Source organism: Bacteroides clarus (assembly GCF_015555825.1).
Lineage (GTDB): Bacteria > Bacteroidota > Bacteroidia > Bacteroidales > Bacteroidaceae > Bacteroides > Bacteroides clarus.
The window spans coordinates 1-12451 of the sequence record NZ_JADNLF010000019.1; the positions used below are offsets into that span (position 1 = coordinate 1).

Genomic DNA, 12451 nt, shown 5'->3' on the forward strand with positions numbered 1-12451 from the left:
CAGATAGTTCGCGATGTTTCTTCCCAGAATACCGCAACCGCCTGTCAGGACGATTACCTTGTCTTTGATGTCGAATAGGTTTTTCATATTTACTACTATTAAGTTGTTTTTATTTAAATAGATGGTTTCTATTGTTCTTATTAAACCGTAAAATTATTTAGTGACCACGTCTATTGCCCAATAAGCGTTAGCATTGGCGGAACCGGAGCCTTGGCCATTGCGGCAGCCATACATTTGTATACGAAGCAATCTTGCTTTTACTCCTTTGGGGAAGATGAATGTTTCGTAATCGGATTTTTTACTACCCACTCCTGGTTGTACCAGCATACCCATGATGTGTCCACGTTTTAGATTGTCTTCTTGCCAATCAGAGTTCTTTACTTTTTCCCATGTGTAACCATCGTTGGAAATCTCAAAGTCAAAATAGTATTGTCTTCTGATTTGAGTATTTCTTCCGTATCCCAATGATACTTTTTCTATTTCCTTAGGAGTGTCTCCCAAATAGAACTGTACATAGGGCGAACCGGACTGACTCCATAAAGTTTTGCTGCTTCCATCGACTAATTTATCGATTTGCTTGTCACTATTACTTGAAGAGACGCGCTCTTTAGAGATGTAACCATAAGTAATGGTGTAGACATTGGTAATCTTACCATCTTGAGTAGCAGTGAAAGTAACACCTTTTTTACTTTCACTTTTTGTTACGTTGACTCCTTTTACAGCTGTGGCTGTTACTTTGGGAAGTGTGGTATAGTCTAACTCGATAGGAATTGTATATTCCAATACTTCTTTTTTGAATCCTTCCAGTTTCTTGCCATTTACATTTATTCCGCTTAAGTTGGCAAAGGCCTCGTCCAAATTAACGGTTTTATCGATGTAAGCAGGTATTTCGGAAATATTGGTGTTTTTTACGGCTTCTTTTCCCAATCGGTCTTTCAATTGTTGCAGGTAGAGACTACCCGGTTGCATCTTTTGACCGATACTGTATTCATATGCTTTGAAATTTGGTACATTACCCGGGTCTACTTCTGCCATAACAAAAGGCAGACGGTCAGCGGCATCTGACTGGCCAAAAATATAGTTGGGAGCCAGTTGGTTTTGGCTGACAATAAACTTGCCTTCATTATTGTACATAGTATAGTTCGCGCCAGACCAGCCGTGGGCGGTACCATTGTTCCAACGGTTTTGTACGTAGATGCGGCCCTTTACGTTATCGAACAAACCGCCGGCCGACCATCTGAGGTGTGGCTCATTGGCATCGAACTGATAATCACTGCGAACATTATAGAATACATTGGGACCCATAACATGTCCCATAATGATGAATCCATGCCGGGTATAACGTGTATAGTTGCGTTGGTTCAATACGAGTGTACCCCCTGAATTTGTGAAACTGTATCTTCGTTCGCCACCTACACCGCTTACAGGCTCCAAGCAATTTACATCTTGTACAGTTATCCAGCGGCTTCCACCGGATATATTAACCGCTACATCTATATGATAATTGGTGATTCTTCTTATCCAAATGTTCTCGGCATCTCCAACACGAACACCTACTTGTGCATGATATTCGTCATCATAAGATTTGTAGTTGATTTCAAAGGCTGTATTTTCAGCGGTACTGTTTTTATTGAAGCGTGAAATAAGTTGGAGATTCTCAATGCCTGAGTGTTGTACACGGTTGGCAGAAGAAAAACGTGTCACAGTGGATACGCCGTATTTCATGTTCAGTGGATCAACTATAGGTTCTACTAAAGTGATGATTTTATTTTGTGTATCTATACTGTGTATGGTGCGCTCTTGGTTAATTCCTTGATATGCTCTGTCTACTTTCCCGTTTACAGCCCATTGGTTAGCCGAGAAAACAGCGGGGGCGTCGGTGATGACATCCATTCTCAAATCTTGTGCCCATGCCGGACCGATAGCTCGGGTTATTAGTATATTGTCTCCTGCTTTCAAATCTCCTATCTCTTGTACTCTGAGAGTACGTGTACCAGCGGGAACGTATTGGTCGGCTATTTCTATCGGCTTTTCACTTTGGATGTTTCCACCGGAGATGTTGAATATAGCTACATTTTTGTTGTAAGAATCAGCTACCCAAGTCGCTACTATCTTGGTAACACCCTTTTCTGCTTTTTCTGATTGTGTGTAATCGTACCAGTTTTTAGAACTGAGAGGTATATTGTGCTGTTTGATGGCTTCATGTCCGTCACCTTCTCCTTTGATAACAATGCCACTCTTGTCTATCTTGATAGATTTGCTTACTCTGAATGTACCGGCTTTCAGCAGGATGGCTCCTCTGAAACCGTTTTTATCCATAGGAAAGCGTCCTAACATATTTATGGCATTCTGAATGCGTTCTGTATCATCTGCATCTTTATTATCAGAAGGTGCCAATATGACACGTACCGGTACATTGGGGATGGCTGTGCCGCCACCCATATAACCTACGTTAGAATAGTCTATAACTTGATTCCCTTTACTATCGGGAATGTAAACTAACCGGTCGTCAGACATGTGGATGGCAGGATAGGGGGAAGCATAAGTATATGGATGTATATCTTCTTTGATAGCGGTGAAGTAGTAAGTGTCAAAAACTGTCTTCTCTCCGTTGATAGTGAAAAGCATACGGTAGGTACCTGCTTCTGTAGCCGATAGAGAGGGGGTTAATTTATAGGTCTCTCCCTGTTTCAGAGTGATAGGACTGGAAGTGTAGACTACTTTGTCATTGGGAGACAGCAGGGTGGCGGCTACAGTAATAGCTTTTTGAGCTGTCAAATGATAGGTAGGTACATTGGTCCCTTGTTTAATGACGGCTGGACGGCCGGGCATGATACTCATGCCTTCGTAGTCCGGTTGGATATTTACCGGATTGAAAGTCGGATAGACTGGCTTTTCGATTACTCCGTCTACCAATTGACGTTGGAATACAAAGAAGTTGTATATTTCTATAGTACGACTGGCAATTTCTCCGGTTACCATTACGTAACGTGCTTTTATGGGTTTGTCGAGTGAGCGGATAAATACCTTATTCCCATTCGCGTCGGGCAGGTTGTTTACATTTTGTGTATAGGCTTCTGTCCAGCCTTGAGGTTTATTATAATTACTGAGGCCTTCTTTCCCGCCTTGACTGGCGTGCGATACTTTAGCCCATTTTTGAGGGTCGTTAGTGTACATCACTCGGTATGTACCATCTTTGATACGCTTTTTCAGGCTGCTTACGTTAGTTCCCCATGCTACACCGAATGCGTGAATGGTTTTCTCTTCTTCCAAATCGAGTGCCAGCCAAAAGATCTCCTTGCCGTCTCGCGCTTGTCCGTTATCCGAAAACCAACCGCTTTCGGAAGTACCGGTAGAAATGCCGTTAAAAGCTTTTGTAAAGTCGCATTTTGTGCCGTAGCTGCTTACCTTGATTCGTTTAGGATCAGGGTTGAGTGCATGATTGGTTAATTGGTAGTGTTTGATGTGTATACGATATTGTGCTTTTGATTTTCCATTACTAAGAACGAGAAGGTCGTTATCTTGTATTTCTTCGATTTCGGAACGGGGGATGCCGTTGGCAGAGGTTACTCTTATGCAATTGTCCCCTGAGGTGCTGATTTGCTCATTCAGTAGGTAAAGAGCTGTATTCGGCAGTAAATTTAATGTATTCGTTTTGATATCAAAGTCAATGATGTTGGGATGTAATGAGTTTATGCTGAAATTCAAACCTCCCTGTGAAGGGAGGTTTGTTGTTTCTTTATAGCTTTTACTATCTTCCATCGCTTTCTTAAGTTTTTGGAGGAAGGCGATTGTCTCTTCATAAGGCGGTGTTTGCAATTTGTTGGGAGAACCCTCATCTCTGTTTATCCACAATAATTCAATAGGGATGTAACCGCGATAGGGACTTTTACGGATGTCTTGCATTAATCGGTTCAGATTCATCAATTCGTCTGTTTCTGCTCCGGCGGGTTTCTTTTTGATTTGGAAATTATTGGAGTAAGGCAGTACGAGGGCGATGTCTCTATACCAATCGTATTTAGTGGCATCGGTGTTTAGGAATTCACGATAAAAACCCGTATCGTTGATGATACCTACGTTGTCACAATCTATCCATTTTAGCGTCTGGATTACTTGATTGGCCGTAGCGAGCATACCTCCATGATTTTGTAGACCAATGTGCACGTCAGGGTAATTTTCTTTTGCATATATAGCTACTTCACGTACAAGAGGAGCGATACGATCACGGGCAATCTTCTCCCAACCTTCGCGACGAATGTCGGCGGGGGGAGGACCGGCAAAAATGCGTAGGACAGGCGCACCCATTTCGTGAGCTGCTTTAATCCAAAACTTAATACGCTCCACATCTTTGCGACGGCGTGCTTCATTGGCGTCGGCAAAATTGTTCTGTATGCCGGTACCGCTGATTTCAATATTGAGTTTAGCACATAATTCTTTTATTTTCCGGGCATAAGCCAATATTTCACTTTCAGGCTTTGTGGGCATATCGGTATTGCTGTAGCCGGGAATATAGTAGCCGGTCACATCTACTGCATCAAAGCCTACTTTTGCTGCCCATTTGATGGCATCCAATGTACTCAACTGCGGAGCGGCGTGGGAGTTACTCATCCATGCATTGATGTTGGTGTTGAATGTGTACATATTCAGGCTTACTTTATAATCGCCGGTATAGTAGCCTTCGTTATATACTTTATTTGTTTTGTCAAAACGAGGCAATAGCTCTTTGCGTAAAAAGTCATAGTCGCTATCTTTGTACTCTGCAGCTTGTTTCACAGCAGGTAGTTGGTCGCCATTGTCTGCTGTAAAGTTGAATGCACTCCAATCTATATTGGTGCAGTTTTCCGCTTTCATGAATTCATCATATTCCTTGCGTGAGGGAACATGGATTATCATTTTGGTAACGCGTTCAAACCATAGTCCTTCTTTACCTACCGGACGGGTAAGTGTCGGTGGGTTAGTAAGATATAACTCCGCAAGATTGGTACAGTAATAAAACATACGTGGTTCGGCATGCTTCAGTTTCGGAAGACGTGCAACTTTCAGTCGGCTGGAATTGGAACCTTTGGCTTGTGCAAATACTTGTACACCGGTTTTAGTTACATTAGGAAAGTCTATTTCTTCTAAATTCTCACAACCACTGAAAGATTTAAGACCTAACTCTTTTACTTGTGTCATTGTAACTTTTTTCAGAGATGTCATGCCGTCAAATGCACTTTTCGGAACCATGCTATTGGCAAAGTTGGCATTCTTTTCTATGACAAGCTCTTCCAAAGAGGTCAGGCTTTGGCGAATGAATCTGCAGTCCTCAACAGTGAGCTTGCCTTCTTGAATGACAAGCTTCTTTAAATCTGTATATTTTTTACCAAATTTGGAGTCGATTTTAGCACGTAAGTTACCACCGGACAAAGATTTATCCGCAAGTGTCAAAGCTTCTTTGCCAGGAGCGGTCAATTCGGATATTGCCTCCGATGTATTGGCCGTTTCGGCATAGATGAAAGGTAATGTTGCTGCGGTAAATGATAGTGCAACAATGGAACTGATAATTTTCTTTTTAAATTTCATATATTGTTTTTATTTCTGGATAGTATATCAATAAAGGAACGAGTTTTATGGCCTATTTAATTATGTAAAGAATAATTTTGTTCCCATCTAAATGGCGTGAAAGACTATTATTCTTTGTTTCCAATAAGATTTAGTTCTTTTATATCAAAATTCTTTTCTTTATTACCAATGTGAGTAATTTCTATTTTTATATATTGATAGGTGTAACTTTTTTCTAATTGAATAGTATTATTCTCTTTATTAGCTTCATCAATTGTAATCTCTCTTTTTATTATTTGCCAATTTTCTCCATTATCGCTTCCGAATAAATCGAATTGAATTATATAAGCCTTTTTACTTGTATTTTGCTCTATTTGGATTGCAAAAAATGATTGAGAATTTGTTTTGTTGATGGTAAATCCAGAAACAATCTCTTCCTTCTTATTTGTAAGCTTATATCCAGTGTTTGGATCGCCGTCTATTAATTTCTCTCCAGAAGAATTGGTGGCGTCGTTTAAATCTGTCACCACCCAACCTGTTCGATCTAATGGCCCAACTTTCATAGCTTCAATAGTCAAAGGTATAGTAATTGTTTTTTCTTCTGCTTCCCAACTAACTGTAATTGTAGTTTCTCCTACGGATAAGGGGGATATAATTCCGTTTGCGTCGATTGTGGCAATACTTTCATTGTCAATGTTGTAAGTCAGTGTTTTATCTGCAGACTCTTCCGGTACAACTTTTAATTGCGCTGACAAATCATAAAGTGTATGCTCGGTACTGTTTTCATCAATTTCTATGCTTATACCTTCTTTAATTTCGTCAGATAGTAAAATGTTGGGAGTAGCTTTAATTTGAGCTTTGAATGAAAAACCTAACTTCTCATTGTGTGAGGGGATAACACTAATGGTTGCTTCACCACCACCAATAGCGGTGATTATTCCCTCTTCGTTGACTGTTGCAACTTGATCATTTGATGATCTAAACTGGAAACTGTATTTGTCTTTATCAATGGCTTCTTCCGGAAACATCAGGACGGAGATGGCGAATGTTTCATCTTGTTTCATATAAAGAACCCCACCGTCAATGTTTTTAACTTTAATCCAAGCTACATTGTTTGTTTGTTCGGTGGCATTGACTGGATCTTCATTACAGCTTGTAAACCCTGTTAGTATTAATAAGAAACTGCTTAGTAGATAAGTAATCTTCCTCATGGCATTTTTTATTTGTTAAATGAAAAAACATAAATACCAGAGAACTTGATGAGGATACTATTTTATTATCACTACTAAAAGTATGATAAATATTCGAACTCTGCAAAGATACGATTAATATTTTAAACAGCAAATGTTTATTGATGTTTTTTTGTGTGAAGGATGATTCTGTTTTATACATTTTGTGTTTTTACACATGATGTCTTTGTGCTGTAAATAATATATTTATTAATAATGTGTTGTGCTTAGTATTGAATATACTATTTGTAGATTTTTAAAATTATTAATCGAATTATGTATGATTTATTAGAAAAATATCTATATTTGTGGGTGAATACACAAATTCTTTTGGTATCTTGTGTTTTGCACGGTATTCGAACATTATTGTAATTTAGTAGTAAAGTCGGAGGACTTGATGATGGTGGAGATATTAAGAAAGTTTATGTATTTATTTTTATAGTATATAATTAAAAGATGCTTTTTTAAATGAAAAACATGCTAATACATTTATGGAAAACAGGCAGCTCATTAATTAAGTTGATGTGCGTGTTGCTTATGGTATCGTATGCCAGCGTTGGAGTGAGTGCCCAACAAAAAGGTGGGAGTATAAAAGGAATTGTGTTGGATAATGATACGAACGAACCTCTTATCGGAGTTAATATTAAGTTTAAGGAATTTACGACTGGTACTATCACGGATGTTGATGGTAATTTTACGTTGCCGATTCAGAAACATCATAAGACATATAGGATTGTATTCTCTTATATTGGTTATGAAACAAAAGAGGTGACATCTACCGGGATAGAGCCTTTGGTTATAAAGCTGATACCGCAGTCACAAGTTTTGGATCAGGTTGTCGTAGTTGGATATGGTGTTCAGAAAAAGAGTGATGTAACAGGGTCTGTTGCTACTGTGTCTAAAGATCGTATTGAAAATACGGTGACAACAGATATCACACAACTTTTGCAAGGTTCGGTTCCTGGATTGAATGTAATGTCTCAGGCTGCAGGGGCAGATCCGGGGGCAGGTGCTGTGATGTTAGTTCGCGGACGTAATTCTATTAGCGCTAATAATGAGCCTCTGATTATTTTGGATGGAGCGCCTTATTACGGAAGTCTTTCAGATATAGGAACCAATGAAATAGAAAGTATTAATGTGTTGAAAGATGCTTCTTCTGCAGCAATTTACGGTGCGCGTGCGGCTGCAGGAGTAATTTTGATTGAAACTAAAAAAGGTACTAAGGGCAGAATAAAGGTAACTTTTGATGGATTTTATGGAATACAAAAAGTAGCTAATTATCCGGAACTGATGAATGGGGAAGAATATTTGAACTACAAAAATAATTGGGCAAATGATGATGAGACGGATGCGGATGCGGCATTGACAGACTTTGAAAAAAAGGTTTATGAGAGCGGTTCATATAAAGATTGGTCATGGAAAGATTTATTGGTAAAGACCGGTAATTCCAAAAGTTTTAAATTGGGAGTTTCCGGTGGAGGAGATAATACTCGATTCAATTTTAATGCTTCTTATTTGGGTACAGACGGAATTGTTATTAATGATGAATACAAACGCCTGAACAGCCGTCTGAATGTTACTTCCGATATAAATAAATATATTAAGATGGGTAATAGTATTGGATGGACTTATATAGATAGAAGTGGTGCTAAGCCACCTTTTGTAGATGCATTTAATAAATCTCCTCTGGCTAAGCCTTTTAATGATGATGGTACTGTTAATATAAATCCGACAGGAGATGATACGAAGATTAATCCGTTGGAATGTCGTTTATATGATGATCTAAATTTAACTTATTCTTTAACTGCCTCTAATTATGTAGAAGTCAAAATACCAAAAGTGAATGGCCTCTCTTACAAATTAAATACCAATGTTCAATATGGTGCAGGTAAGGATTATTGGTATCAAGGTACCAATACCAAAAAGAGTGGAGCTTTCGGGGGTGAAGGTGAAATGACAAATTCAATGAAATATTCTTTCTTAGTGGAGAATATAATAAATTATCAGCGTACCTTTGCTCAGAAACATGATTTGGCAGTAACTGGATTGTTTAGTTTTGAGGAAAGCCATAAGGAGGGATCTACTATTTCCGGTAAAGGATTTAGTGGAGATGAACGTTCTTATTATGGTATTCATGATGCGAAGCAGGTGACGATAGAACCGTTTGTAAATGATAAGACACGCTTACATTCTTATATGGCTCGCGTAAATTATGCATATGATAGCCGTTATTTGCTTACAGCTACTGTGAGACATGATGCTTCATCTACATTGGGACGCTATAAGCATTGGGGAACATTCCCTTCTATGGCATTAGGTTGGAATATTCATAATGAAAAGTTTTACGGTTCATTGAAAGAAGTAATGAACACCCTGAAGTTGCGCCTCTCTGTGGGTAAAAATGGTCAAAGCGGTTTGAAGCCCTATTCTACCTTGCCGTTAATGGATAATCTCGGATATACTGATGGCAGCAGTCCGCTTCCCGGTTATGTGCCCGGTAGTATTGGTTCGCCAAATTTAGGTTGGGAGGTAATGACATCCTATAATATAGGATTAGATTTTGCTTTCTTACGTTCTCGGATTACAGGTGAATTGAATGTGTACCGCAATCTGAATAAAGATTTATTATTGAAAAGAACCATTTCTTCTGTACATGGAATACAACAGGTGATGCAGAATATTGGTAAAACTGAGAATAGCGGAGTTGAAGTTGCTTTGACTTCTAACAATATAACTTTAAAAGAGTTTTCCTGGCAAACAGGTATTAGTCTGGCCTGGAATAAAAATAAAATTAAAGAGTTATATGGTGACGGATTGTCAGATATTACTAATAAATGGTTTATTGGACATCCCGTGTTGAGTAATTTTGATTATAAGATTATTGGTACATGGCAGTTGGGAGAAGAAGAGGAAGCAGCAAAGTATGGTGCCGAACCGGGATATGCAAAATATGAAGATGTGAATAAGAATGGTGAGATAGACCCGGATGACCGTCAAATTCTTGGTTCACCTGAACCCGATTTCACTTGGAGTATGTCGAACACTTTTAAATGGAAAAATTTCTCTCTTTATGTATTGTTGTATGGAGTTTCCGGTTCGACTAAGGCTAATCCGTTTAAAGATAAGAATTATTTAATTCGTCATGACTTCTGGACTAAGGATAATCCTACAAATGACTTTTGGAGTACAGCAAAGAATGCCAATAAGTATATTGCCAATAAATCTATTAGCCCGAGCAGCTATGAAGATGCTGATTTTATGAGAATTAAAGATGTTACATTGACATACACACTTCCGAATGCAATTGTCAGGAAGATAGGGCTGACTAAATTGGCTGTTTATTTTACAGGAAAAAATCTGCTTACAGTAACAGACTGGGAAGGAATGGATCCGGAGTTCGACAATCAAAGAGCTATTCCGGTATGTCGTGAATATTCGTTTGGCATTAATTTGGCATTTTAATAACTGAGATATTATGAGAAAGAAAAAATATATATTGTTCTTGGGGATAATAATGACGTTGAATTTTATCTCCTGTTCAGATGATTTTCTAAATGAGGAACCTGAACATATTTATACGGCAGATAGACTTTATACAAGTTTGGATGGGTATGAAAAAGGTTTGAATGGACTTTATGCGGAAGTTCGTAAAGAATTTGAGGGATTGGGATATACCAATAATTTTGGTACGGTTGATTTGCGTAATGTACTGTATATATTAGGTACAGATAATATGGCAACCGGTTCGAATAAGGGAAATGTGCATAAGATGTTAAATAGTTGGGGAGTTGCCAACCATCCTTCTTATAAAGATTTTGATAAATATTTCTTGTGGTTTTATGAAACAGTAAACGCAGCTAATACAATTATTAACAGGGCGATAGTTTCTGATATAAATTGGAATGACAAGAATGGAGTAAATCAATATTACCGGATATTGGCAGAAGCCAAGGTGTTCAGAGCGTGGGCATATCGTCATTTGAGTTATTTATGGGGGGCTGTGCCTATTGTTACAACAGAAACGACTGATAATATCCATACAGACTTTGTACGTGAACCGGTAGAAAAAGTACGTCGTTTTATTATCGAGGATTTGGAATTTGCAGCAGAATATTTACCTTGGACTGCGAGTAAGACGGGGACTATGACAAAGGGAGTTGCCATGACTTGGCTATCGGAAATGTATATGGCTTTAGGTGATGAGGATAAGGCTTATATGTGGGCTGATAAATGTATAACAGGTGGTCCTTATGCTATACAGATGAGTAAGCAAAGTACTGATAAGTCGGTCTTCATGGGAATGTTTCAACCTCAGAACATAAATAATTCCAATCCTGAAATACTGTGGTCATTGAATTGGGCGCGTGGTATTGTTGGGGGCGGTGAGAATATTATGCGTCATGAATCTACTTTGCGTTATGGTGATAATAGACCTAAGTGGAAAGGAGCCGATGGATTGAATTTAGCCTATACGGAAGCACGTGGCGGACGTGGTTGGCATCGTATGAATATAACCAAAGATGCCCTTTTATTGTACTACGAGTCAAGTAAAGATCCCAATCCTGTTCATAAACAAATTGATGAGCGTGGAAATGAGTTTGCTATCGGACAATATTTTGTATTGACAGATGCGGATAAATTGACAGATAATGCAGGCAATGATATTATGAATACAACATTGAAGCGTCCTTGGGCTCCGGGAGACACAGTTTGGCTGAGTGCTAAAAAAGACGCTTCGGATAAGATGACTAGCGCATTTGATTACAACAATTTAAGTGATACCAAACCTGTTTCTAACAATGCCCCATATTCATTGAAATTTGCTTTCTGTGATGCAGGTTATACGGAGAATACAGAGTCTCATTTTTCACAGATTTACATGCGATTGGCTGAGACATTGTTGTTGAGAGCAGAAGCGGCTATTCGTAGAGGAATGCCGGGGTTAGCTGTTGCCGATATCAATGTGTTGAGAAATAGAGCAAATGCTAAGTTGATTACTGTTGATGATTTAGGGAGTTCTTTAGAGGAACAGTTAAACTTTATATTAGATGAGCGTAGTCGTGAACTTTTGCTTGAAGAACAGCGTAGATACACATTACTTCGTATGGGTGGAGAAAAGTTTATGTATCCTCGTATTACAGAGAGAAATCTGATTGATGGTACTAATTTTACATTGAGAGATACTATATTCCCTATTCCGCAGACAGTGATTGATGCGAATAGAACTTTATATATGCCTCAGAATCCTGGATATGCGGCAAGTACTGATGAAAAGTAATAAAGAATTGTTTAACCAAATAAAAATTAGAAGATTATGAAACGTGTTGTTTTATTGATGAGTTTATTGTTAACGGTTTCTGTATGTACTTTCGCGCAGAAAGCCAAAGGTGGAGAAAGTAAAGCCAAGAAAACTGTTGAGAAACTAGATGCAGTATTGGACTTGGATGATAAGCAAGAAACCAAAATATTAGAAATTTATTCTAAACCTAAAGATCAACGTGGAAAAGTAGATGCTCAGTTGAAAGAAATTTTAACTGCTGAGCAATTCAAAAAATATCAGGACTATAAAGCTGTAGAAAAAGCTAAACGTGCTGAAAAGGGTAACAAGAAAGAAAGAGGAGATAAAAAAGGTAACAAGAAAAAAGGATAACTGTAATTAGATAATAGGTAGAAAATTTTAA

General features: G+C 38.4%; 5 protein-coding genes and 1 pseudogene. 3 read left to right on the forward strand and 3 right to left on the reverse strand.

All coding sequences use genetic code 11. The annotated features are described in order from the left end of the window. From I2F54_RS16245 to I2F54_RS15660, 3 genes and pseudogenes are all read right to left on the reverse strand, one after another. Positions 1-87: pseudogene (locus I2F54_RS16245) on the reverse strand (D-mannonate oxidoreductase); the annotation flags it as partial. Positions 88-153: 66 nt separating this feature from the next. After that, positions 154-5562 (reverse strand): TIM barrel protein, encoded by a 5409-nt coding sequence (locus I2F54_RS15655; protein ID WP_195501795.1) that lies wholly within the window; start codon positions 5560-5562, stop codon positions 154-156. A 107-nt stretch (positions 5563-5669) separates the two neighbouring features. Further along, positions 5670-6752, reverse strand: a complete 1083-nt coding sequence (locus I2F54_RS15660) for an Ig-like domain-containing protein (protein WP_195501797.1) — start codon at positions 6750-6752, stop codon at positions 5670-5672. A 486-nt stretch (positions 6753-7238) separates the two neighbouring features. On the opposite strand from I2F54_RS15660, the gene I2F54_RS15665 reads away from it, so the two are divergent. The 3 genes from I2F54_RS15665 to I2F54_RS15675 are packed head-to-tail and all read left to right on the forward strand — an operon-like array spanning position 7239 to position 12420. Beyond that, the gene (locus I2F54_RS15665; RefSeq protein ID WP_195501799.1) at positions 7239-10232 is read left to right on the forward strand and encodes a SusC/RagA family TonB-linked outer membrane protein; all 2994 of its coding nucleotides are present in this window, start codon (positions 7239-7241) and stop codon (positions 10230-10232) included. 13 nt (positions 10233-10245) lie between these two features. Next, entirely contained in the window at positions 10246-12048 is a 1803-nt protein-coding gene (locus I2F54_RS15670) for a RagB/SusD family nutrient uptake outer membrane protein (protein ID WP_229097216.1), read from the forward strand. 36 nt (positions 12049-12084) lie between these two features. Beyond that, positions 12085-12420 (forward strand): hypothetical protein, encoded by a 336-nt coding sequence (locus I2F54_RS15675; RefSeq protein ID WP_195501801.1) that lies wholly within the window; start codon positions 12085-12087, stop codon positions 12418-12420. The last annotated feature ends 31 nt before the right edge of the window (positions 12421-12451 follow it).

Bases quoted from the DNA above. Each gene is read 5' to 3' on its own strand.
- I2F54_RS15675 (WP_195501801.1), top strand. From the start codon at position 12,085: ATGAAACGTGTTGTTTTATTGATGAGTTTATTGTTAACGGTTTCTGTA.
- I2F54_RS15655 (WP_195501795.1), bottom strand. From the start codon at position 5,562: ATGAAATTTAAAAAGAAAATTATCAGTTCCATTGTTGCACTATCATTT.
- I2F54_RS15660 (WP_195501797.1), bottom strand. From the start codon at position 6,752: ATGAGGAAGATTACTTATCTACTAAGCAGTTTCTTATTAATACTAACA.
- I2F54_RS15670 (WP_229097216.1), top strand. From the start codon at position 10,246: ATGAGAAAGAAAAAATATATATTGTTCTTGGGGATAATAATGACGTTG.
- I2F54_RS15665 (WP_195501799.1), top strand. From the start codon at position 7,239: ATGAAAAACATGCTAATACATTTATGGAAAACAGGCAGCTCATTAATT.